Annotated in this window: 22 protein-coding genes; 20 read left to right on the top strand and 2 right to left on the bottom strand. The window is 30.8% G+C overall.

All coding sequences use genetic code 11. The features are described 5' to 3' along the window. Positions 1 to 107 precede the first annotated feature (107 nt). The 6 genes from ACKTTV_RS13330 to ACKTTV_RS13305 all read left to right on the top strand — a co-directional run bounded on the left by ACKTTV_RS13330 (position 108) and on the right by ACKTTV_RS13305 (position 7,124). Positions 108 to 392, top strand: coding sequence for a hypothetical protein (locus tag ACKTTV_RS13330; protein WP_408031339.1), 285 nt, complete (start codon positions 108 to 110; stop codon positions 390 to 392). 558 nt (positions 393 to 950) lie between these two features. Further along, positions 951 to 2,378 (top strand): zinc metalloprotease, encoded by a 1,428-nt coding sequence (locus ACKTTV_RS13325; RefSeq protein WP_408031338.1) that lies wholly within the window; start codon positions 951 to 953, stop codon positions 2,376 to 2,378. A gap of 155 nt (positions 2,379 to 2,533) precedes the next feature. Next, positions 2,534 to 3,925, top strand: a complete 1,392-nt coding sequence (glmM, locus tag ACKTTV_RS13320; RefSeq protein WP_408031337.1) for a phosphoglucosamine mutase — start codon at positions 2,534 to 2,536, stop codon at positions 3,923 to 3,925. Positions 3,926 to 4,034: 109 nt separating this feature from the next. Next, entirely contained in the window at positions 4,035 to 5,501 is a 1,467-nt protein-coding gene (locus tag ACKTTV_RS13315) for an aminotransferase class V-fold PLP-dependent enzyme (protein ID WP_408031336.1), read from the top strand. 9 nt (positions 5,502 to 5,510) lie between these two features. Continuing rightward, entirely contained in the window at positions 5,511 to 6,563 is a 1,053-nt protein-coding gene (locus ACKTTV_RS13310; RefSeq protein WP_408031335.1) for a M14 family zinc carboxypeptidase, read from the top strand. A gap of 81 nt (positions 6,564 to 6,644) precedes the next feature. Beyond that, on the top strand, positions 6,645 to 7,124 hold the full coding sequence (locus tag ACKTTV_RS13305; protein WP_093667842.1) for an Lrp/AsnC family transcriptional regulator: 480 nt from the start codon (positions 6,645 to 6,647) through the stop codon (positions 7,122 to 7,124). A gap of 98 nt (positions 7,125 to 7,222) precedes the next feature. On the opposite strand, the gene ACKTTV_RS13300 is transcribed toward ACKTTV_RS13305, so the two are convergent. Together ACKTTV_RS13300 and ACKTTV_RS13295 are read right to left on the bottom strand one after the other, a co-directional pair. Continuing rightward, positions 7,223 to 7,921, bottom strand: a complete 699-nt coding sequence (locus ACKTTV_RS13300; protein ID WP_408031334.1) for a pseudouridine synthase — start codon at positions 7,919 to 7,921, stop codon at positions 7,223 to 7,225. A gap of 20 nt (positions 7,922 to 7,941) precedes the next feature. Beyond that, complete coding sequence (locus ACKTTV_RS13295) at positions 7,942 to 9,141, bottom strand: multidrug effflux MFS transporter (RefSeq protein WP_408031333.1); 1,200 nt, start codon at positions 9,139 to 9,141, stop codon at positions 7,942 to 7,944. Positions 9,142 to 9,335: 194 nt separating this feature from the next. On the opposite strand from ACKTTV_RS13295, the gene ACKTTV_RS13290 reads away from it, so the two are divergent. The 14 genes from ACKTTV_RS13290 (at position 9,336) to ACKTTV_RS13225 (ending at position 22,934) form a co-directional block, all read left to right on the top strand. Further along, the gene (locus ACKTTV_RS13290) at positions 9,336 to 9,851 is read left to right on the top strand and encodes an RNA polymerase sigma factor (protein ID WP_408031332.1); all 516 of its coding nucleotides are present in this window, start codon (positions 9,336 to 9,338) and stop codon (positions 9,849 to 9,851) included. A gap of 43 nt (positions 9,852 to 9,894) precedes the next feature. After that, entirely contained in the window at positions 9,895 to 10,797 is a 903-nt protein-coding gene (locus ACKTTV_RS13285; RefSeq protein ID WP_408031331.1) for a FecR family protein, read from the top strand. Beyond that, positions 10,798 to 13,383: a TonB-dependent receptor gene (locus tag ACKTTV_RS13280; protein WP_408031330.1), complete on the top strand. Its 2,586-nt coding sequence runs from the start codon at positions 10,798 to 10,800 to the stop codon at positions 13,381 to 13,383. It begins immediately after the preceding gene. A gap of 44 nt (positions 13,384 to 13,427) precedes the next feature. Beyond that, positions 13,428 to 14,321 carry a MerR family transcriptional regulator gene (locus ACKTTV_RS13275; RefSeq protein ID WP_408031329.1) on the top strand — a complete coding sequence of 298 codons (894 nt, stop codon included), beginning with the start codon at positions 13,428 to 13,430 and terminating at the stop codon, positions 14,319 to 14,321. Between the two features lie 108 nt (positions 14,322 to 14,429). Continuing rightward, on the top strand, positions 14,430 to 15,905 hold the full coding sequence (locus ACKTTV_RS13270) for a phytoene desaturase family protein (RefSeq protein ID WP_408031328.1): 1,476 nt from the start codon (positions 14,430 to 14,432) through the stop codon (positions 15,903 to 15,905). After that, positions 15,905 to 16,750: a phytoene/squalene synthase family protein gene (locus ACKTTV_RS13265; protein ID WP_408031327.1), complete on the top strand. Its 846-nt coding sequence runs from the start codon at positions 15,905 to 15,907 to the stop codon at positions 16,748 to 16,750. The genes ACKTTV_RS13270 and ACKTTV_RS13265 overlap by 1 nt, the downstream gene beginning before the upstream one ends. A gap of 19 nt (positions 16,751 to 16,769) precedes the next feature. Continuing rightward, complete coding sequence (locus tag ACKTTV_RS13260) at positions 16,770 to 17,207, top strand: hypothetical protein (protein WP_408031326.1); 438 nt, start codon at positions 16,770 to 16,772, stop codon at positions 17,205 to 17,207. Continuing rightward, positions 17,204 to 17,656: a sterol desaturase family protein gene (locus ACKTTV_RS13255; protein ID WP_408031325.1), complete on the top strand. Its 453-nt coding sequence runs from the start codon at positions 17,204 to 17,206 to the stop codon at positions 17,654 to 17,656. The genes ACKTTV_RS13260 and ACKTTV_RS13255 overlap by 4 nt, the downstream gene beginning before the upstream one ends. Beyond that, positions 17,650 to 18,351, top strand: coding sequence for a lycopene cyclase domain-containing protein (locus tag ACKTTV_RS13250; protein ID WP_408031324.1), 702 nt, complete (start codon positions 17,650 to 17,652; stop codon positions 18,349 to 18,351). The genes ACKTTV_RS13255 and ACKTTV_RS13250 overlap by 7 nt, the downstream gene beginning before the upstream one ends. Further along, the gene (locus ACKTTV_RS13245; protein ID WP_408031323.1) at positions 18,341 to 18,814 is read left to right on the top strand and encodes a TspO/MBR family protein; all 474 of its coding nucleotides are present in this window, start codon (positions 18,341 to 18,343) and stop codon (positions 18,812 to 18,814) included. The genes ACKTTV_RS13250 and ACKTTV_RS13245 overlap by 11 nt, the downstream gene beginning before the upstream one ends. Positions 18,815 to 18,825: 11 nt before the next feature. Continuing rightward, positions 18,826 to 19,482, top strand: coding sequence for a TetR family transcriptional regulator C-terminal domain-containing protein (locus tag ACKTTV_RS13240; protein ID WP_408031322.1), 657 nt, complete (start codon positions 18,826 to 18,828; stop codon positions 19,480 to 19,482). A 74-nt stretch (positions 19,483 to 19,556) separates the two neighbouring features. Further along, a complete protein-coding gene (locus ACKTTV_RS13235; RefSeq protein ID WP_408031321.1) occupies positions 19,557 to 20,867 on the top strand; it encodes an ABC1 kinase family protein in 1,311 nt (436 codons plus the stop codon). Continuing rightward, positions 20,864 to 21,493 (top strand): flavin reductase family protein, encoded by a 630-nt coding sequence (locus ACKTTV_RS13230; RefSeq protein WP_408031618.1) that lies wholly within the window; start codon positions 20,864 to 20,866, stop codon positions 21,491 to 21,493. Before ACKTTV_RS13235 ends, ACKTTV_RS13230 begins: the two co-directional genes overlap by 4 nt. Before the next feature lie 13 nt (positions 21,494 to 21,506). After that, positions 21,507 to 22,934 carry an SDR family oxidoreductase gene (locus ACKTTV_RS13225; RefSeq protein ID WP_408031320.1) on the top strand — a complete coding sequence of 476 codons (1,428 nt, stop codon included), beginning with the start codon at positions 21,507 to 21,509 and terminating at the stop codon, positions 22,932 to 22,934. Positions 22,935 to 22,954 lie beyond the last annotated feature (20 nt).

The raw sequence follows: 22,954 nt of genomic DNA, 5'->3' as shown, positions 1-22,954 counted from the left end.
TAGTTAAAGGCATATTATCTATACTATATCTTATAATTAACATTATTTTTTCTTGTTTACATATACTTCTCTTAAATTAGTAAAACAATCCCCTAAATCAATTAAGTATGCTGTTAATAGATAAAGAAAAGTTACTAATTCTATTCAAGAATAGAAGTGTTAAGGATTCTGTATTTCAAGGAACATTAATGATGTGCTTGTCCGAAGATATCTATGAGCAAAAATTTAATAATTTAGGAGTAGTACCAACAAGCTCTTGTAAGTTAGAAGTTGATCATTTATTGAAATCTAAAATTTTACTTGAACTTAACTTTTTTTCTATGGGAAGTACCTCGTGTCTATTACAAGCTAAGGAAAAACACTTTTTTTTAGGAAAAGTTGCAAAAACATGATATTTATCACGTTATAGAAAATTTAAAAGTTTTATATTAGTAATATCTAAAAATAAAATTGAAGATATTACAGTATAGCCCCTAATAATTTGTACACATTTCAAAATAATTACTGACAAATTATTATCCTTCTTAAAATTACAATTACTACTTTTTCTACTACGCATATTACAAGTCCAAATTAATCTTGTATTTGATCTGAACACATATTAATAATTTAAATTGTTAAGATGTTGTAATGATTTGTCGTGCCGATGACAATTAATTTAAAATTATCCCCTAATTTTAATTGAACAAAATTTTAATCAACCCCCTAAATAACAGTTACAATATGAAAAAAATGCTTCTTTTTTAACCAACATTTTGTTTTTATAAACTAGCCAGTTTTAAAAAATCAATGGCAAGCAGTTTTACTGTGAATCATCGAATAAATCGATGTTTAGAATTATGAAGGATTAGCACATGCCTTTATGATACATTCTTTTTATTGTCTAAAAACTAGGCATTAAAAGGGTGGTTCCTCTAATATTCTTAACTAGAATCAAAATTTTGTCTATAATGAAAAAGGCAAGAAAGGTTTTGTACACCCTAATTTTAATATTGTGTTGTATCAATTTAAGTTTAGCACAAGAAAAAATATCGGATTTACTTCGATCAAATACCATACAGCTTAAGGAAGTTGAAAGCTATATGAAATCAAATAACATAGCTCCTTTATCATGTGAGGAAGACCATGAACATGGGAGCGATGTTGGTAATCTGAGAAAAGGGCAAGCGTTTGGTCCTTCATTGAAACCAATTCATGCTATTTATGTGTTTAACGTATATTTTCACATACTTAACGATAACAATGGGTATCGTGAAGTTCCAATAACAGAAGATGATATACTCGAGGCTGTTTCAATTTTAAATAAATCTTTTAATTCTTTCAATATATTTTTTAAATATAAAGGATTCGGTAGTATTAATAATACCTGGAGATCAGTGGTTTATTTAGGAGGTAATAGGACATTTAATCAATTAGTAGAGTATACTAAAGGAATTAATAAATATCGTTCAGATAGCTTTAATATATTCATTGCGTCATCTATTAGAAGAAGTCAATACGATCAAACTCGAATTGCTGGAGTGGCCAATAAGCCAGGGATAAACAGTGTTATTGATGATGAATATTTATTAACTTCAACACTTCCTCATGAAATAGGTCATAATTTTAACTTATTTCATACGCATCATAATTGGAATAAGAATAATTGCGAGTTGGTACGTTATAATGATTTTGTTGAAGACACACCGCCTTCAGTAGCATATTCGGCAGAAGACCTTAGTGGGGGCTGTTCTTCAGAACTTAATGAGGTTAGAAATAAATGCGGAATAGAAATCAGGCGAGTGCCTTCGTCAAATTTTATGAGTTCAAATGTAATGCCTTGTCGTTCCTTAGATAATGCTTTGTTTACAGAGGGGCAAGGGAAGAGAATGAAATTGAGTATTCAACAAGAAATTTCTCCATTATATATGAGTATTCAAAATTCTGTTGAAAGCCTGTATGAACCCTATCAAGGAAACTATGATAAGGTTGTTATAGATGAATCTGATGAGTCTGAAAATCACAATGGAAATTTTAAATTTCAAAAAGGATTCGATTATGAATTTGTAGATTGTGATGATATTAACGAAGTAGAAGAAAGCTTTACTAAGGATGAAACACCTAATATTCATCCTCCTTATACGGCCATTAAAATATTACAAATTTCAAAAGACAAGGCATTTAAATGCCACATTCCAGTAGAAAATGAAGAAGAAAGAGAACGAACGGTGATTAATTTTGGAACAATTATTAGTAATAATTACACAGTTTATAAAATTAAGTACGAATCTTCCAAAGAAAAAGAGTTCTACAAGAAAATACCCGTTGGCTATAATTTAATAAAATCAAAAAATAAAGAAGGGCAAATGGTCCAAAAAATGATATACAAAAGCCAGTAAAGGCTTCTTATTTCCCCCCAGATCAACATAAACCGTTATTAATTTAACGGTTTTTTTATTGTTGTTAAATGTAACATTTGTTACACTTAAACGAGTCTTGGAATGTCGTAAATACCCCAAATACCGCTATATTTGTTTTCTAATAAAAAATTAACATGACATTAATTAAATCTATATCAGGAATTAGAGGTACAATTGGTGGTAATATAGGAGATAATTTAACTCCTATCGACGCAGTTAAGTTTGCCGCCGCTTACGGTACATTTATTATAAATAAGAATAAAGAAAAAGATAATATTAAAATAATTATTGGTAGAGACGCTCGTATTTCGGGTAAAATGATCAATAGTTTGGTAGCTAATACCCTAATTGGTTTGGGAATAAATGTTGTCGATTTAGGTTTATCTACGACTCCAACAGTTGAAGTAGCTGTTCCTATTGAAAAGGCAGATGGAGGAATTATCTTGACAGCTTCTCACAATCCGAAGCAATGGAACGCTTTAAAGCTTTTGAATGAAAAAGGAGAGTTTATTGATGGTGAAGATGGAGCAGAGGTTTTAAAGTTGGCCGAAAGTGATGAATTGCAATTTGCAGAAGTAGATGATTTAGGAGTTTATAAAAAGAAAAAAAACTATATCAAAAAGCATATTAAAGAAGTGCTTAAACTTGATTTAGTTGACAAAAAAGCAATCAAGAAAGCCAAATTTAAAGTGGTGGTTGATGGAGTAAATTCTACTGGAGGAATTGCTGTTCCAATGTTATTGAAAGAGTTAGGAGTAAAGTGTGTAGAGTTATATTGTGAACCTAATGGTGAATTTCCACATAATCCAGAGCCTTTAAAAGAGCATTTAACTGATATTTCAAAATTAGTAGTTAAGAAGAAAGCTGATTTTGGAATAGTGGTAGATCCAGATGTAGATCGTTTGGCTTTAATTTCGGAAGATGGTTCAATGTTTGGTGAAGAATATACACTTGTTGCTTGTGCTGATTATGTGTTAGGAAAATTAGGTGGCGGAAATACTGTTTCTAACCTTTCTTCTTCTCGTGCATTACGTGATATCACGGAAAAACATGGAGGTAGTTATACTGCAAGTGCAGTAGGAGAGGTGAATGTAGTTAAAAAAATGAAAGAAACGGACACCGTAATTGGAGGTGAAGGTAATGGTGGAATTATTTATCCAGCTTCTCACTACGGACGTGATTCTTTAGTAGGAATAGCATTGTTTTTATCACATTTGGCAAATAAAAAGATTTCATGTAAAGAATTACGTGATAGCTATCCTAGTTATTTTATGAGTAAGAATAAAATTCAATTGACACCTAAGATCAATGTTGATGATATTCTGAGTAAAATGGCAAAAAAATATAAAAACGAAGAAGTAAATACAATTGATGGAGTAAAAATTGATTTTGAAAATGAATGGGTTCATTTACGAAAATCGAATACTGAACCAATCATTAGAATTTATACTGAATCAGTTTCTGAAGAAAGTGCTGATGAATTAGCAAAAAGGTTCATAAAAGAAATTGAAGAGATTATAGCATAATTATTGTCATAATAGCTTTTAGCAACCCTTCATTTTTTAGTTCAATAAACAATATTGTTTGTTGAAAGTGAAATTATCAAAATTTAGTTTAGTTAATAACGTTTCAGGCATGGATTTAGAAGCATATTTCGAAAAATACAGAAAAAATATTGTAGGAATTGATCAAACTTTTGAAACACCTTATGGTGAAAAAAAGTTAATTTATACTGATTGGACAGCGAGTGGTAGATTGTATAGACCAATTGAGGATAAACTTTTAAATGAGTTTGGTCCTTTCGTGGCAAATACACATACAGAAACATCAACCACTGGAGCCGCAATGACACTTGCTTATCATAAAGCCAGAAACATTATAAAACAACATGTTAATGCTAGTCAAGATGATGTTTTAATTACAGAAGGCTCAGGTATGACAGGAGTAATTAATAAGTTTCAAAGAATTTTAGGTTTAAAGGTATCTGAAAACTTAAAAGAACATACTTCTATACCGGATGAAAAAAGACCTATTGTATTTGTAAGCCATATGGAACATCATTCAAATCAAACTTCTTGGTATGAAACTATTGCCGATGTAGAAGTAGTTCCATGTAATGAAGAAGGCTTAATTTGTATTGATACTTTTGAAAAAGTCGTAAAGAAATATCAAGACAGACCGATCAAAATTGCTTCGGTAATTGCTGGATCGAATGTTACAGGTATAAAAACCGAATATCATAAAGTGGCTTCACTAATTCATAAATACAATGGTTTATGTTTTGTTGATTTTGCTTGTTCTGCTCCTTATGTTTCAATTGACATGCATCCAGAGAAAGAAGATGAGTATTTAGATGCGATATTCTTTTCTCCTCATAAGTTCTTAGGAGGACCAGGAAGTTCAGGAGTATTATTGTTTAATAAGAAGCTGTATAAGAATACGATTCCTGATAATCCAGGAGGAGGAACAGTAACTTATACGAACCCTTGGGGAGAACATGATTATATTGATGATGTTGAAACAAGAGAAGATGGAGGAACACCAGGTTTTTTACAAGCAATTAAAATAGCATTATCAATTCAGTTAAAAGAAGAGATGGGGGTTGATAAAATGAAGGCTAGAGAAGATGAAATTAATAAAGAACTTTTCAAGTGTTTAGAGAATATCGAAGGAGTTAAAATACTTGCACCTGAACATAAAGATAGGTTGAGTATTTTTTCATTCTACTTTGAAAAATACCATTTTAATCTAGTAGTAAAGTTGTTAAATGATAGATTTGGTATTCAAACAAGAGGAGGGTGTTCTTGCGCAGGAACTTATGGGCATTTCTTATTAAATGTTGATCAGTATACTTCTCATAAAATTAAAGATCAGATAAAAGATGGATGTAGTACTGAAAAACCAGGATGGATTCGCTTGTCTGTACACCCAACAACAACAAACGAAGAAACAGCCTATATCTGTAACTCTTTAAATACACTAGCTGAAAATATTGAAAATTGGGCTAAAGATTATAAATATGATCCTATTAAAAATGATTATGTACATAATTCTGAAGAGTCAATTGAGCGAAAATTAGTGGACACTTGGTTCGCTGTTTAAAAAATAAACATGAGTATTATTAATTTAGAATTTCTAGAGCAGGAATATCCATCAATTAAAGAAAAATCAATAGAAGGTAGATGGGTAACTTTTAAAGATATAAAAGGGGCTTTAGAAAGACTCTCTGAAAACTTTGAAAATAAACAAATTGGTAATTCGGAAGAGGGAATTCCAATCTATAAATTAAAATTAGGTTCTGGTAAGAAAAAAATTCTTATCTGGAGCCAAATGCATGGAAACGAAAGCACAGGAACAAAAGCTGTTTTTGACTTTTTGAATTTCATGGTTACCTATAAGACAAATGAAATAGTAAAAACTATTTTAGAGGAAACTGAAATTCTAATAATACCTATTTTAAATCCTGATGGGGCATTAGCCTATACGAGAGTAAATGCTAACGGCATTGATTTAAATAGAGATGCGGTTGATTTAAAGGCTAAAGAGAGTAAAATATTGCGAAGTGTATTGGATAACTTTAATCCTGAATTTTGTTTTAACCTACATGACCAAAGAACTATTTTTGGAGTAGAAGGAACAGAAAACCCTGCAACAATATCTTTTTTGGCACCTTCGGAAGAAGAAACAAGAAAAGTTACTCCGGGTAGAATTCAAACAATGAATGTGATTGTTGCCATGAATAAGCTTTTACAAGAGGTAATTCCGAATCATGTTGGTAGATATACTGATGAGTTTTATCCAACAGCTACAGGAGATAATTTTCAAAAGCTTGGACATAACACAATTTTGATCGAAGCAGGACATTTTTCTGACGATTATGCAAGAGAAGAGGTAAGGAAATTCAATTTTTATGCTCTTATTCAAGGAATTTTTCATATATCCGCAACAAATAATTTCGACGAATACAAGGAATATTTCGCTATACCTAACAATATCAAGAACTTCTATGACGTAATTGAACGTTCAAAAAATAATGAAAAAGATATTGCTTATCAGTATGTAGAACGAATTGAAAGTAATAAATTTGCACTTACTTTAGTTAAAGAGAAAGAAGGAGACTTGTCATCTTATTTAAGCCACGAAGAATTCAATAAAAATGATTAATCTTTGGATTTCTTGTAATTAAAGTATATAAAGTTTGAAAAAAAATCATATTTTAGCAATATTACTTGAATAAATACAAAAATGAAAAAATTTGTACTGGATGAGATCGATCATCAAATCTTAGACATTTTAATTGAAAATGCTCGAACACCTTTTACCGATATCGCAAAGAAATTATTAGTTTCTGCTGGTACTATACATGTTAGGGTAAAAAAAATGGAAGATGAAGGAATCATTGAAGGTTCTACTCTTACTTTGAACTATGAAAAGATGGGTTATTCGTTCATAGCACATGTAGGTGTTTTTTTAGAAAAAACCTCTATGACGCAACATGTATTAGATAACCTTAGATTAATACCGAATGTTACTGTTGCTTACGTTACTGCAGGAAAATATAATATATTCTGTAAAGTAAGAGCTAAAAATACTAATGATGCCAAAGATATTATTTATCGTATTGATGATATTCATGGAGTAAATAGAACAGAAACAATGATATCATTAGAAGAGAGTATTAATGATAAAAAACGTTTAATGCATGCTATTTTCAAAGAGTTTTAATAGCAAACAGCAAACAAACTAAAATCAAAACAAAATAAAAAAGGTTACCATTTGGTAACCTTTTTTATTAATATGGTAATTGAAAGACTATCTTCTTGTTAAGAAATATTCCAATTGAAATTTTTGAATATCTTTTTCCAATCTTCAGGAAAAGAAGCTGACAAAGTAAGTTCTTTTTCTGAAAAAGGGTGTTTAAATACTAAGGTTTTTGCGTGTAAAAATAGGTTCTCACAATCAAAATTACTTTGATACATTAAATTATGGTTTTTATCACCATATTTTGGATCACCGACGAGTGGATGACTGATTTTATTTGTGTGAATTCTTAGTTGATGAAGCCTACCTGTTTTGGGTGATAATTTCACTAAGCTATATCTTGAGGTATCATAAGGTTTCACAGGAATATCTAAAGTAATCTTATCCACAGTTTCAAGTAGTGTTTCTGCTTCTTTGTAAACATTAGAATCCCTTCCTTTTACAGGAGAATCGATAGCCAATTTCTCTGGTGAATGACCTCTAACGATACCGTAATAAATCTTGTTTATAGCATTATCTGTAAAAAGCTTTTGAAACTTTGAAACATATTTTGTTTCTCTGGCTAATAATATAATTCCTGAGGTTTTACGATCCAGTCTATGTACAGGATATAGTTTCTCTCCGAGTTGCTCTTGAAGTAGTTGTAATAAAGATTTTTCATCGACAACATTTCTAGAGTGATGTGCATGATGTACTACAACATTATTAGGTTTTGATACGCAAACTACATATTCATCTTGATAAACTATTTCTAAACTCAAAACTTCAAAAAATTAAAATATTAAACAGTAACATGTCTTTTAACATATTGTAATAAAATCAATGTAAGAATACCACATATTGAAAAACCAAAAAATAGAGGAATTGATGTTTTATCTACCCAATTACCAATAAAACTTGCTATTGGAACTGCCATAATTGTAGATATAAAACCATTTAAGGCAGCGCCAACCCCAGCAATATGACCAATAGGCTGCATGGCTAAAGCTCTTAGATTTCCAAAAAGAAAACCTATTGAGAAAAATTGAAGAGAAAAGAAACCTACTAATATTTCAACAGGAGGATTCTCTTTTCCAAAGAAAATAAATACATAGGTAATGGAAATAATAACGAATAAGAAGGAAAAAAACTTAACAAGTTTAAACATCCCAAATCGCATTACTAAAGTTCCATTTAAGAAAGTAGCTAACCCAACCGAAATTGCTAATCCGGCGAAAATAAAAGGGAATTCATCCACTAAGTTATATTGTTCCTGAAAAATTTGTTGGGAAGCACTTAAATACACCATAAAAGAGCCTGTAACCAATCCTGAGACTAAAGTAAAAATGACTGCTTGCTTGTATTTCATGAACTCTTTGAATCCATTGACGAATAGTTGAGAGGATAAAGGTGTTTTGTGTTCTTCCTTTAAAGTTTCTGGTTGTCTTTTCCAGAGCCAAATCATTACTAAAACTCCGAAAATAAGCTGGCTATGAAAAATCGATTTCCAACCATATAGGTCTAAAAGAATTTTACCGATTGAAGGAGCAATAACGGGAACTAAAATAAAAATCACAACAATAAATGACATGATTTTAGCCATATAATTTCCGCTAAAAGTATCTCTAACCATGGCAATACTAATAGTTCTTGGTGCAGAAAGACCAATTCCCTGAAGTATTCTTCCGAAAATCATTGTTTCTATATTATTTGCCGCTACACAAAGAAAACTGGCTAAAACAAAAAGAATAAAACCTGCATATATAACAGGTTTTCTACCAATACTGTCAGAAATTGGACCAGCTATTAATTGACCAAATCCAAGTCCCAGGAAAATCATGGTGACTAAAAGTTGATTGTCCTTAGAATCTGTAATATTAATTGACTTACCAATGTTTTCAAGGGCAGGAAGTAAAGCATCAATTGATAAGGCTACTAAAGACATTAAAGAAGCCATTAAAATAATGAATTCTAATCTAGACTGATTTTTTAAATTTTGCATCGGGCAAAGGTACAATAAGAAATAAGAATGTTTTTTAGAAGAAGTAAAATTAACATTAATTAAAGTGGTGCTATTAGTAAGTTAGAAGGGTGGTAGGGTATGGCTAATAGCACCTTTATTTAATTAATCAACTGTTAAACAAATAAAAATAAAAATACCCTACCATTTTTTTAAAAAATCTTAAGTTTGCTGTAATGAAAACCAAAAAGAATATTTGCCAAAAGAAAACATTTAACCAATTATATGAAGAGCAGTCGCAGTCTTTGTATAATTTTATGTACTACAAATGTGCCGATAGAGATCTAGCTGAAGATTTTGTTCAGGAATCATTTATAAAGCTGTGGGAAAATTGTGCCAAGGTAGTTTTAGAAAAGGCAAAATCTTTTTTATTTACAGTAGCAAATAATATGTTTTTGAACCATGTGGCTCATAAGAAAATCGTATTAAAGCATGCTTCTGAAAATAAAAAAGAGTATACAAACGAGACCCCTGAGTTTATTTTAGAAGAACAACAGTTTTTGAAAAAACTAAAAGAAGCAATTGCTAGTTTGCCTCCAAAACAGAGAGAGGTATTTTTAATGAATAGGATTGATAAGAAGAAATATAGAGAAATTGCGGACATCCTTGGTCTATCTGTTAAAGCGGTAGAAAAGAGAATGTCTCTAGCCTTAAAAAGCCTAAGAGATCAATTAGGCTCAAATTTTAGGTAGGGTTGCATAAGGTTTATTTGTTATACATTTAGAAAAACGAGAAATGAATAAAAGAATAGATGAAGCCTTCTTACAGAGGTGGTTAAATAATGAATTGACAGAGGTGGAGTTGAAAGAATTCCAGAAGACTTCTGATTATGCCATGTGTAAAAGAATAATGGAGGTTTCTGCTGAGTTTGAAAAACCTGAATTTAATTCCGATAAAGTTTATCAGGAGTTAAATGAGCGTATGGAAAAGAAAAAATCAAAAGTTGTAAAGCTAAATTGGAAATATATTGCTGCTGCTTCTGTAGCTTTGATTGTTGGTGCTTTATTTTTTATAGATTCTTCTGTAAAGTATGCTACTGGTTTCGGAGAACAAATGGCGGTATTCTTACCAGATAGTTCTGAGGTTTATCTAAATTCAAAAGCATCAATAAGTTTTGATGATAAGAATTGGGATGAGAACAGAGAGGTGATTTTGAATGGAGAAGCTTTTTTTAAAGTTAAAAAAGGGAAAAAGTTTAAGGTAATTACAGATTTGGGGAGTGTAAGTGTTCTAGGTACGCAGTTTGATGTACAAACTTCAACGGATTATGTAGAAGTAAAATGTTTTGAAGGAAAAGTAAGCGTTGTGTCTGGAAAAGAAAAGAATATTTTAACACGAGGAAAGGCTAGTAGGAGTTTTAAAAGTGGTGTTACTGAAAATTGGGTAATATCAAATCAAGAACCTCTTTGGAAAAACGGAGAAAGTTCTTTTCAAAGTATCGCTTTAAGGTATGTGGTGTATTCTATTGAAAATCAGTATGGTATAAAAATAAATGCCGATAAAATAAATTTAGAACAGAAATTTACTGGAGGTTATACTCACAGTGATTTGAAGGTTGCTTTAAAAACTGTTTTTGAACCTATGAAAATAGATGTTATTTTTACAGGTGAAAATACAGTCACCTTACTAAAGCAATAAATGAAATTTAAACTTTATGTTCTAATATTATATTTTCTCAGCTCATTTGTTAGTCAAATATTTGCGCAAGAGGATAACTCTAAGGGAGCCTTACCGTTGAGAGACTATTTGTTGAAAATAGAATCTGTTCATAAAGTAAAATTTTCTTATAGTGATCTTGTTGTTAAAAGCAAGTATGTGAAATTTGATAATTCAGCCAAAGAAATTTCAGTTATACTAAACCAATTACGAGAAGAAACTTCCTTAAACTTTGAAATTCTAAAGGATCGTTATATTATTATTTCGGAACATCATTTAAAAAATGATTATAAGCTTTGTGGATATATCTTTGACGAAAAAGAGGGGAAAGCCATTGAAGGAGCTAATGTTCTAGTAAAAAGATTAAAACGAGGTGTGAGTTCTAATTCAAAAGGTTTTTTTGGGTTGAATGATATAATAGATTCAGATTCAATTAGTATTTCATATGTTGGATACAAATCTAAAGTCATTCCTTGTAAAGATTTCAAAAAAAATAAATGTGTTGATATACGTTTAAATAAGGAGATTACAGTTTTAGAAGAAGTCCTTGTGTCTGATTACTTATCAGGGGGGATAGATAAACAATCTGATGGAGCCATTGTCATTTCTCCTCAAAAGTTGGGAGCTATTTCAGGCTTGGCTGAGCCAGATGTACTCCAAACCATTCAATTTTTACCAGGAATAAACAGTCCAAGTGAAACTGCCGCAGATCTTTTTATAAGAGGAGGAACGCCAGAACAAAATCTTATACTTTTTGATGGAATCAAAATGTATAATACTTCACATCTCTTTGGGATGATTTCCTCTTTTAACCCTTATATCATTAGTGACGTAAAAATATATAAGAGCGGAACAAGTTCGGAATATGGAAATCATATATCAGGGGTAGTGGATATAGAAACTAAAAAACAAATTCCGAACAAAATTCAAGGAGGTTTAGGAGTAAACATGACACATTTTGATGCTTTTGTCAATGTACCCTTAGGAAAAAAACTAGGAGTCGTAATTTCTGGGAGAAGATCTTTATCTGATATTTTTGAAACTCCAACTTTCAATAATTTTTCACAAAAGGTTTTTCAGAATTCTGTTATCGGTACTAATGCCACATTCTTAGGAGCTAATTTTGAGAATGAAAACAACTTTTACTTTTTTGACTTTAATACCAAAATTACCTACGATTTATCTCATAGAGATGTAATTACATTCAATTACTTGTTAGTTAGAAATAAACTGAATTATTTTTTCAATACAGTTAATTCTGATGCTTATATCACGAGAGACTTTTTAAATATTAGAAATACAGGATGGCGTTTAAAATGGAATCATGATTGGAGTACGAATACTGTTCAAAAGACTAGTATATACTCTTCAGAATACGATTTTTCTTATAATTACGAAGGAGAATTCAACTATGATCAACCTTATACTCAAAACGCGTTAAAAACAAATTTTATAAAGGATTTTGGTTTTAAAACAACAGTCGAGACCAAAACAAATGACAGAACTACTTTCTTGGCAGGTTACGAATTAGTGAATAATAGGGTTAGTTATGAGATTGATAGAAACTCTACTAGAGCAGGAGTTAATCCTGGTTTGTACCCTTTAAAAAATACTGCTGACAATAATTCGCACTCATTATTTTTTAACTATGCCTACAATAATAAAAGTAAGACTGTTTTAAATTTAGGGGTAAGAGCAAATTATTTTTCATTAGCTGATGAAACCTATTTAGCGCCAAGATTATATATGGAGCAGGAAATTATGCCTAAGTGGTCTTTAAAAACTTCATATGAGTATAAACAGCAAGTAATTAATCAACTTCTTGAAAATCATACTTCTGATTTTGGATTGGAAGATCAAATTTGGGTTTTAATAGATAATGATGAGTTGCCTGTATTGAGGAATCATCAATATACGCTGGGAGCTATTTATAAATCGAATAAAACGATATTCGATGTTGATTTTTATAAAAAACATAGTTTAGGTATTACTTCTTTTACTCGTGGTACTGTGGGAAGTGTTCCAAACTTGTTGCAAGGAACTGGAGAGGTAGATGGGGTTGATATTTTATTAAAGAAAAGCTTTGGTAAGTACGATTCTTGGATAAACTATAGTTATGCAAGATCTACTTATAAATTTGACGGAGCAAATGAAGGTAGGGCATTTCCTAGTAATTTCGATATAACAAATAGTTTTCAATGGGCACATAATTTAAAGCTCGGTAATTTTAGCTTGTCACTTGCATTGTTATACAAAACAGGAACACCTTTCAGTCTTGTCGATTCTATTACTAATAATGGAGCAATAGTTGTTAAAGACTTGAATTCACAACGATTACCGGACTATCACAGAGTTGATTTCTCTTCGAGTTACGAATTTAGCTTTGATAAATACAAACGATGGAAAGGAAGAATAGGTGTTTCATTACTTAATATTTATGACAGAACGAATATTTTAGATAGGAGTTATAGAGTTATGTCTAACAACTCAGAATTCAAAGCACAGACAGTGGATAATTTATCTTTAGGTTTTACACCAAATGTTGTATTAAGACTATTTTTAAAGTAATTATAAAAAAATGTGTATCTTTGTTTAATAAAAAGACTCAAATATTGAACAATATTAAGACGACTTTTACGATTAAAGACCTTGAAAATATTTCAGGAATAAAGGCGCATACCATAAGAATATGGGAGAAAAGGTATGGGTTACTTGAGCCCAAGCGTACAGATACCAACATTAGGTATTACTCTTCAGAGAGCCTTACGAAACTTTTAAATGTAGTTTTATTAAATACGCATAACTATAAAATATCAAAAATAGCAAATATGTCACCAGAGCAGATAAAAATTACTGCTCGCGAATTATCTTTTAAGCTAGCTGCTAGTGATGAGGCTATTAATTCGTTTAAGTTAGCTATGTTTCAGTTTGATAAGGTTTTATTTAACAATACGTATAATAAACTACTGCATAAAAAAACGTTCAGAGAGATCTTTAAAGACGTTTTTGTTCCTTTTTTAGAACATATTGGTATGTTGTGGCAGACGGATACTTTGTTACCTGCCCATGAGCATTTTATATCTAATTTAATTATTAGAAAAATACAATTAAATACAGAAAAGTTAGAGTATACTGCAAATAACAAAGAGCTTACCTATGTCCTGTTTTTACCAGAAGGAGAAATCCATGAAATTGGACTTTTATATTTAAACTATGAGCTTGCTCTTAGAGGGTATCATACAATTTATTTAGGTCAAAGTTTACCTTTAAATAATCTTACTTATTTCTTTGATAGTGAGAGTGATGTTTGTTTTGTTAACTCTATGACTGTTAAGCCTTATGACGACAAGATAGTTAAGTACTTTGAAGATGTAGATGAAGTACTTAAAAATACAAATCACAAATTTGTAAGTCTTGGGAACAGAGCAATGTCTTTGGATTTAAGTAAGTTTAAATCCAATATTACTGTATTCCCATCGGTTATAAAATATCTCGATCAGATGTAATTTTCAGCACTGATTTTAATTCTGTTTAATTAATTTAAAGAAAAAATTAACAGAAATTTTAGCTTGTTTTTTCGGTTCTATTATAATTTTGTTTAACTTTGTGTAAGTATGATTAAACAAAAAAATAAAATATCTATTATCGGTTCAGGGTTTTCCTCAATATCTGCGGCTTGTTATATGGCTAAATATGGATATGAGGTTACCGTTTATGAGAAAAATAATACTGTAGGTGGTAGGGCCAGACAATATTTGAATGAAGGATTTACTTTTGATATTGGTCCTACATGGTATTGGATGCCTGATGTTTTTGAAAAGTTTTTTGCTGATTTTGGTAAAAAGCCATCTGATTATTATGAGTTAGAAAAGTTATCTCCAGCATACCAGGTATATTTTGGTAAACAGGATAGTATAACAATACCTGACAATTTAGAGGATATATGTGAGGTTTTTGAAAAAGAAGAAAAAGGAAGTTCAAAGCATCTTATGAACTTCATGAATTCAGCAAGAGATAACTATGATATTGCAGTGAAGGATATGGTGTATAAACCAGGAGTATCTGCTTTAGAACTTGTAACTCCAAAAACAGCTGTAAGAGTAAACCAGTTTTTTTCTACCATAAGACAACAGGTAAGAAAAAAGATAAAAAGTAAGAAATTAATACAAATTTTAGAGTTCCCCGTTCTATTTCTAGGAGCCAAACCAAGTAATACACCTGCCTTTTATAATTTTATGAACTATGCCGATTTTTCTCTGGGAACTTGGCATCCGAAAGGAGGAATGTACAAAGTTATAGAAGGTATGGTTAGTTTGGCCAAGGAAATGGGGGTGACTTTTGTTACAAATGCGAGTGTAACCAAGATCAATCTAGACTCTAAGAGTAATGTAAAAAGTATACAGGTAAATGATAAGGAAATTGAAACATCCTTATTGTTGAGTGGTGCAGATTATCATCACACAGAGAGCTTATTAGACCAAAGCTATAGACAATATACTGAAAGGTATTGGTCAAAGAAAATATTTGCGCCTTCGTCATTATTGTTTTATATTGGGTTTAATAAAAAAATTAAGAATGTTGAGCATCATACATTATTCTTTGATGCGGATTTTGATACGCATGCAGTGACAATTTATGATGATCCGAGCTGGCCAGAAAATCCTTTATTTTATGCGAGTTTTCCTTCGATAACAGACGAGTCTTTTGCACCTGAAGGAAAAGAAGCTGGAACATTTTTAATTCCTTTAGCTCCTGGAATAGAAGACACTCAGGAGTTAAGAGAGAAATACTTCAATATTATCATTGAAAGACTTGAAAAACTAACAAACCAAACAGTGAGGGATAGCATTCTTTTTAAAGAGAGTTATTGTGTTAATGATTTCATCAAAGACTACAACTCATATAAGGGGAATGCCTATGGATTGGCAAATATTTTAACCCAAACGGCTTTTCTAAGACCAAAATTAAAGAGTAAAAAAGTAAACAATTTATACTTTACAGGACAACTGACGGTTCCTGGACCAGGGGTTCCTCCGTCTTTAATTTCTGGAAAAGTTGCCTCAGAACTAATCTTAAAAACACGTAGATAATGAAAGAATTATTTGATCAAGTTTCGTACAACTGCAGTAAACTAGTTACAAAAAAATATAGTACATCGTTTTCTTTAGCTACTCGAATGTTGGCTCCAGAAATACGATCTGCTATTTATAATATTTACGGGTTTGTTCGGTTTGCGGATGAAATTGTAGATACATTTCATGAATATGATAAAGAAGCTTTGTTATTTCAGTTTGAAAAGAACTACTATTTAGGAATGCATCAAGGAATTAGTTTAAATCCTATTTTAAATTCTTTCATTCATACAGTAAAGAAATATAATATTCAAGATGATTTGGTACAGGCTTTTCTCAAAAGCATGAGAGCTGATCTATCTAAGAAAGATTACGAAACCCAAGAGGAGTACGATGCCTACATCTATGGATCTGCCGATGTCGTAGGGCTAATGTGTTTACGTGTTTTTGTGAAAGGAGATGAAAGGAAGTATGAAGAACTAAAAGATGCAGCAATGCGTTTAGGTTCCGCTTTCCAAAAGGTTAATTTTTTACGTGATTTAAAAGAAGATATTGAAGAGTTAAATCGATCATACTTTCCAAATATTAATTTAAGAGAATTAAACAATGAATCAAAAGAAACGATAATAAAAGAGATTGAAGAGGATTTTCAGTATGCATATAACAATGGGATTTTAAAATTACCTGTTGAAGCAAAGTTTGGAGTTTATATCGCATATAAATATTACAAACGTTTACTGAGGAAGTTAAAATCGGTTCCTTCATCTGAAATTATGGAATCTAGAGTAAGGATTTCAAACGGATTAAAAATTAGTCTTTTGATGAGGGGATATGCGAGATATAAGTTAAATTTGTTAGAGTAAATTCTCTCACTATCTATCTATGAAGTTATTATTGCTTATTTTTTCGTTTGTTTTTGTGATGTCAAATGAGGTTCCTGAGTATGTTTTGGACTATCATAAAGCAGATACAAAAGAAAAAGAATTGGTTTTTATCAATAAATACAAATCTTCGGATAAAATTAGTATAAAGGGCTACGTCGTTTCATTACAAATGAAGCAAGCAAAACATAAATTTTTTCCTTGGAAAAAGTTAGCTGTTTTCAATCAAGGAAAGAAAAAATTGGAAACTTTAATAAAAGAAAACCCAAACAATACTGATTTACGTTATTTACGATTAGTAATTCAAGAGAATATACCAGCAATATTAAATTATAAATCAAGTATCAAAATAGATAAAGAGTTTTTGTCTCAAAAACTAAAAGAAGCCGATAACTCAGACTATTTAGATTTTTATATAAAAAAGAATACATCTTTATGATTTTATTTATAGCAATAACCTTAGTTACATTTATTATAATGGAAGGCATTACATGGTTAACGCACAAATATGTTATGCACGGTTTTGGATGGTATTTACATGAAGATCATCATCAACCTGGATATCCACACGTTTTCGAAAAAAATGATGCTTTTTTCATTGTGTTTGCCATCCCTAGTATGTTGCTCTTTTACTTTGGAATTAGACCGGAATTGAATTACTTGTTCTTTATTGGTTTGGGAATATTATTATATGGTTTGGCCTATTTTTTAGTCCATGACGTGCTAATACATAGAAGATTTAGTTGGTTTAAGAATACAAAAAACAGGTATTTAAGAGGGTTAAGAAAGGCTCACAAAATACATCATAAACACATGGGGAAAGAAGATGGAGAATGTTTTGGAATGTTGTTTGTTCCGTTTAAGTATTTTAAAAAGGCAAAATGGTAAATAATTATCTATATCTAATATTAAATATTGGAAGCCTCAGTATTCCTTTGCTGTATAGTATTTTTGAAAAAGAATTCCATTTTATAAAGCACTTTAAATACGCTTTACTAAGTATTTTGACCGTTGCTATTCCTTTTTTAATCTGGGATGCTCTATTTACATCTGCAGGTGTTTGGGGGTTTAATTCAGATTATCACGTGTCTTTACTTATTTTAAACATGCCAATAGAAGAATGGATGTTCTTTTTTTGTATACCTTATGCGTGTTTATTTACTCATGAAGTCCTGAAGTATTATTTACCGAATTTTAAATTGTCGAAACAAGCTACTTTATGGATTTCTTTAATACTTCTAACTTTAATAGCGGTGTTATTAATTATGAATTTTGGAAAATGGTACACCACCGTAAATTTTAGTTTCTTTTTGGTTCTTTTAATCTATTCACTTAAGTATTATAAGAAAGAGTTGGCAGTTTATTTTCCTAGTTTTTTGGTTATTCTAGTTCCTTTTTTCATCGTAAATGGAATATTGACAGGAAGCTTTATAGAGGAACCGGTTGTTTGGTATAATAATAATGAAAATCTCAGTTTTCGCTTATTTACGATACCATTTGAAGATATTTTTTATGCTTTCAACTTGCTATTTTCAATTCAGTTAGTGTTTAATTACCTAAAAAATAGAAGTTATGTTGAGTAAACCAATTACAAGGTATTTTGTATTCCTTACGGCTAATTTGTTAGCATTGTATATTGGTGTGCAGTTGATGAATGATGGACCTAGAACAGAGTGGTATTTATCTTTAGAAAAAGCTCCGTGGACCCCACCAAATTGGATGTTCGGAACGGCTTGGACCACCATTATGTTTCTGTATGCAGGATACATGACAAAATTAAGTTTTCAAAGATCCTTTTTAAACAAAAAACTTTTACTACTATATTCAACACAATGGATGTTAAATGTGGGTTGGAACTATGCATTTTTCAATCAACATAAAACAGGATTTGGCCTAGTCGTCATATTACTCTTACTACTCTTGATAGTTTATTTTACATTCAGTTTTAAAAATGAACTTAAACAATATTCGTGGCTCATTGCTCCTTATTTAATTTGGATGATTATTGCCACGAGTCTCAATACATATATTGTCTTAAACAATTAAAAATTAAAAAAATGACAGGAAAAAAAAGGATCACTTCAGACAAAATAATTGAATTATATATGAATGAAGTGTTGTTAAACGGTACCCCAAAATCAGTATACGCTTTTGCGAAAGAAAACAAATTCGAAGAAAATGAATTTTATCAGTTCTTTTCGAGTTTCGAGACTTTAGAGAAGCAAATTTTTGGGATTTTTTGTACAAAAACATTGGAGCTGCTTTTGAAGAATGAAGAATATAAAACGTATGATTCAAAAAGTAAATTATTAAGCTTTTACTATACATTCTTTGAATTATTAACAGCTAACAGGTCGTATGTTTTTCAAAGATTAAAAGAGAATAAAAATAAACTTGAATCATTGAAATTATTATCACATTTAAGGAGAGAGTTTATAGAGTTTACAGACAGAGAGATTTTTACCGATTCTATTGATTTAAAAAATGAAAGAATTAATAAATTAAGAGATAAAGGTATGGCTGAAGCTTCATGGTTGCAGTTGTTATTTACACTTCAATTTTGGTTGGAAGATGAATCTCCAAATTTTGAAAAGACAGATATTTTCATAGAAAAATCGGTTAAAGCAAGTTTCGATTTAAAAGATATAACACCAATTCAAAGTGTTTTCGATTTTGCTAAGTTTTTATGGAAAGAAAAAACGCCTACAGCTTGAAGTGATATGTTTAAATAATTATGTAAACATGCTGTGCTTATCTAAAACATTGAGCACAACAAAAAAAGAAAAAAATGAAAAGTATAAATAGTATACCAACCTCAAAAATAGAAAGAGCTTCAAAACTAATTACCACTGGAATCAAAGTAGGAGTTAATTATGCGAAGTATTATGGAGAAAAGATTGTGAAATCTGAGGAAGAGGCAAAAGAAAACTTGAATGAAGCGAATGCCACGGATATTTATGATGGATTGAAAACGTTGAAAGGATCTGCCTTAAAAGTTGCTCAAATGCTAAGTATGGAAAAGAATATTTTACCTAGAGCCTATGTTGAGAAATTTTCACTTTCACAATTTTCGGTGCCTCCTTTGTCTTCGCCTTTGGTCGTTAAAACTTTCCGTAAATATTTTAAAAAAGCTCCAACAGAAGTTTTTGATACGTTTACAACAGAATCTGTAAACGCAGCAAGTATTGGACAAGTACATAAAGCAACTAAAGATAAGAAGCAATTAGCGGTGAAAATTCAGTATCCTGGAGTTGCAGATAGTATCTCTTCTGATTTGGCAATGGTAAAACCAATAGCAATAAAGATGTTTAATATTCGAGGAGAGGGGTCTGATGAATATTTTAAAGAAGTAGAGAATAAATTAGTAGAAGAAACAAACTATGAATTGGAGCTTGCTCAAAGTAAGGAAATAGCTGATAAATGTCGTACAATTCCTAACTTAAAATTCCCTGATTATTATCCAGAATATTCTTCAGAGAGAATTTTAACCATGGACTGGATGGAAGGCTTGCATTTGTCGGAATACATAGCAAAGACACCTTCTCAAGAAAGTTTAAATAAAATAGGACAGGCTTTGTGGGATTTTTATATGTATCAAATGCATGTTTTAAAGAAGGTGCACGCCGATCCTCACCCAGGAAACTTCCTAGTTTCAGAGGATGATGAATTAATTGTGATTGACTTTGGCTGCATGAAAGAAGTTCCAGATAGCTTTTATATTCCTTATTTTGAATTAGCGGAAAAAGAAAATGTGAATAATCCTGAATTCTTCGAATCTAAGTTATATGAATTAGAAATTTTAAGAACTGATGATTCTAAAGAAGAAAAGGTCTTTTTCAAGGAGTTATTTCATGAAATGCTATCATTGTTTACACAACCTTTTCATCAAGAAGAATTTGACTTCTCAAACGAAGTGTTTTTTAATAAAATAGCCGATTTAGGTCAAAAGTATGCGAAAAGCACAGAATTAAAGAAAATGAATGGAAATAGAGGATCAAAGCACTTTATTTATATCAATAGAACATTTTTTGGTTTGTATAATTTAATGCATGATTTAAAAGCCAAAGATGTAAAAATTAATAACTTTAAAACACTATAATGTATTTCACTCGTGATCATATTGATCAATTAGAACATTTGTATAAAATAAATCTGATCAACAGTGTATCAGGTTTCAAGTCGGCAAACTTAATAGGTACAAAGTCTAAAAATGGAACATCAAATGTGGCTGTTTTTAGTTCTGTAGTTCATTACGGTTCAGCACCGCCAATTTTAGGTTTTGTCCTGAGACCAACTACAGTTAGACGAAATACTTACGACAATATTAAAGAAACGGGGTATTTTACAGTAAACCATATTCATCAAGGTATTATTGAAGATGCTCACCATACTTCAGCAAAATATTCATCTGATGTGTCGGAATTTGACATGACTTCATTGGAAGAAGAGTATTTAAATGAATTCTATGCACCTTTTGTGAAAGGTTCTCCCATAAAAATTGGGTTGAAATATGTAGAGGAATACTATATCAAAGCAAATGACACGATTTTAGTATTGGGTGAAATTTTAGACCTTTATATTGAGGAGAGATTGGTGAAAGAGGATGGGTTTGTTAATTTGTCAGAAGCTAAAGTAGCTGCAATAAATGGTTTAGATAGTTATTCTGTTCCAGAACAAAATAAACGTTTGACTTATCAACGCCCTAAATCAAAACTGTTAGAATAATAAAAATGATCATATGAAAATTTTAATCACAGGCACAACAGGTTATATCGCAAAACGTCTAATACCTAAACTTTTGGATGAAAACCATGAATTAATTTGTTGTGTCCGTGATTTAAATAGAATTCCAGAAAACCTTAAAGAAAAAGAAAACATAAAATTCATTGAAATCGATTTTCTTCAAAAAGAAAGAATTGAATTTCCTCAGGATATTGATATAGCTTATTATTTGATTCACTCAATGTCCACGAGTAGCTCCAATTTTGAAGAGCTTGAGTATATCTGTGCTTTAAATTTTAAAAACCTTCTGGAAGAAACAAAATGTAAACAAGTAATTTACTTAAGTGGTATTGTTAACGATCAAAGCTTATCAAAGCATTTGAAATCGAGATTTAGAGTAGAGGAGACTTTACAATCAAAAAAATACCATCTAACTACTTTCAGAGCTGGAATTATTGTGGGTAGTGGTAGTGCTTCCTTTGAAATTATTAGAGATTTAGTAGAAAAGTTACCAGTTATGGTTGCTCCAAAGTGGTTAAATACGAAAACACAGCCTATTGCTATAAGAGATATTTTAACGTATTTGACTGAAGCAATTGATAAAAAAGAACTTTACAATAAATCATTTGATGTTTTTGGACCAGAAGTTTTAACATATAAGCAAATGCTACTTCAATTTGCTGAAGTAAGAAAGTTAAGAAGGTTAATAATAACGTTACCTGTATTAACTCCAAAGTTGTCTTCCTATTGGTTGTATTTTGTGACCTCGACTTCATTTAAATTGGCAGCTTCTTTGGTTGATAGCATGAAGGTTGAAGTAATAGGAAAGCCTTCGGAAATAAATGAAATTATTAAAATTTCACCAATTAGCTATAAAGAAGCAGTAAAAAAGGCTTTTATTAAAATAGAACAAAACTCTATTGTTTCTAGTTGGAAAGATGCTATGATTAGCGGGGTTTTCAATGCTAACTTCTCTAAACATATAAATTTACCTCAATATGGTTGCTTCAAGGATATTCGAAGCAAAAAAATTATAGATGAAAATTTTACCCTAAATCAGATTTGGAAAATAGGTGGAGAAACAGGTTGGTACCGATTTAACTTCCTTTGGAAAATACGAGGTTTTATTGATAAACTATTTGGTGGTGTGGGGTTAAGAAGAGGAAGAAGACATCAAACAGAATTGACTTCGGGAGATGCTCTCGATTTTTGGCGTGTGCTTTTAGCAGATAAAAATGACAAAAGGTTATTACTTTATGCCGAAATGAAACTCCCGGGTGAAGCTTGGTTAGAGTTTAAGATTATTAAACAAACCTTATACCAACGTGCGGTTTTTAGACCCAAGGGAATATTGGGTAGAATGTACTGGTATGCTGTTTTACCTTTTCATGGTTTTGTTTTTAAGGGAATGTTGGATGCTCTAGTTGAAAACAATAACTCTTAATTCATATCCGATTATTGGGT

Source organism: Tenacibaculum xiamenense (assembly GCF_964513065.1).
Classification (GTDB): Bacteria; Bacteroidota; Bacteroidia; order Flavobacteriales; family Flavobacteriaceae; genus Polaribacter; species Polaribacter xiamenense.
Note: the sequence above shows the minus strand (reverse complement) of the source record. Positions and strands in the feature narration are given on the sequence as shown.

What these genes read in the sequence shown, in the direction of transcription:
- ACKTTV_RS13330 (WP_408031339.1), top strand. Translation starts at nt 108, where the DNA reads ATGCTGTTAATAGATAAAGAAAAGTTACTAATTCTATTCAAGAATAGA.
- ACKTTV_RS13325 (WP_408031338.1), top strand. Translation starts at nt 951, where the DNA reads ATGAAAAAGGCAAGAAAGGTTTTGTACACCCTAATTTTAATATTGTGT.
- glmM (WP_408031337.1), top strand. Translation starts at nt 2,534, where the DNA reads ATGACATTAATTAAATCTATATCAGGAATTAGAGGTACAATTGGTGGT.
- ACKTTV_RS13315 (WP_408031336.1), top strand. Translation starts at nt 4,035, where the DNA reads ATGGATTTAGAAGCATATTTCGAAAAATACAGAAAAAATATTGTAGGA.
- ACKTTV_RS13310 (WP_408031335.1), top strand. Translation starts at nt 5,511, where the DNA reads ATGAGTATTATTAATTTAGAATTTCTAGAGCAGGAATATCCATCAATT.
- ACKTTV_RS13305 (WP_093667842.1), top strand. Translation starts at nt 6,645, where the DNA reads ATGAAAAAATTTGTACTGGATGAGATCGATCATCAAATCTTAGACATT.
- ACKTTV_RS13295 (WP_408031333.1), bottom strand. Translation starts at nt 9,141, where the DNA reads ATGCAAAATTTAAAAAATCAGTCTAGATTAGAATTCATTATTTTAATG.
- ACKTTV_RS13290 (WP_408031332.1), top strand. Translation starts at nt 9,336, where the DNA reads ATGAAAACCAAAAAGAATATTTGCCAAAAGAAAACATTTAACCAATTA.
- ACKTTV_RS13285 (WP_408031331.1), top strand. Translation starts at nt 9,895, where the DNA reads ATGAATAAAAGAATAGATGAAGCCTTCTTACAGAGGTGGTTAAATAAT.
- ACKTTV_RS13280 (WP_408031330.1), top strand. Translation starts at nt 10,798, where the DNA reads ATGAAATTTAAACTTTATGTTCTAATATTATATTTTCTCAGCTCATTT.
- ACKTTV_RS13270 (WP_408031328.1), top strand. Translation starts at nt 14,430, where the DNA reads ATGATTAAACAAAAAAATAAAATATCTATTATCGGTTCAGGGTTTTCC.
- ACKTTV_RS13265 (WP_408031327.1), top strand. Translation starts at nt 15,905, where the DNA reads ATGAAAGAATTATTTGATCAAGTTTCGTACAACTGCAGTAAACTAGTT.
- ACKTTV_RS13260 (WP_408031326.1), top strand. Translation starts at nt 16,770, where the DNA reads ATGAAGTTATTATTGCTTATTTTTTCGTTTGTTTTTGTGATGTCAAAT.
- ACKTTV_RS13255 (WP_408031325.1), top strand. Translation starts at nt 17,204, where the DNA reads ATGATTTTATTTATAGCAATAACCTTAGTTACATTTATTATAATGGAA.
- ACKTTV_RS13250 (WP_408031324.1), top strand. Translation starts at nt 17,650, where the DNA reads ATGGTAAATAATTATCTATATCTAATATTAAATATTGGAAGCCTCAGT.
- ACKTTV_RS13245 (WP_408031323.1), top strand. Translation starts at nt 18,341, where the DNA reads ATGTTGAGTAAACCAATTACAAGGTATTTTGTATTCCTTACGGCTAAT.
- ACKTTV_RS13240 (WP_408031322.1), top strand. Translation starts at nt 18,826, where the DNA reads ATGACAGGAAAAAAAAGGATCACTTCAGACAAAATAATTGAATTATAT.
- ACKTTV_RS13235 (WP_408031321.1), top strand. Translation starts at nt 19,557, where the DNA reads ATGAAAAGTATAAATAGTATACCAACCTCAAAAATAGAAAGAGCTTCA.
- ACKTTV_RS13225 (WP_408031320.1), top strand. Translation starts at nt 21,507, where the DNA reads ATGAAAATTTTAATCACAGGCACAACAGGTTATATCGCAAAACGTCTA.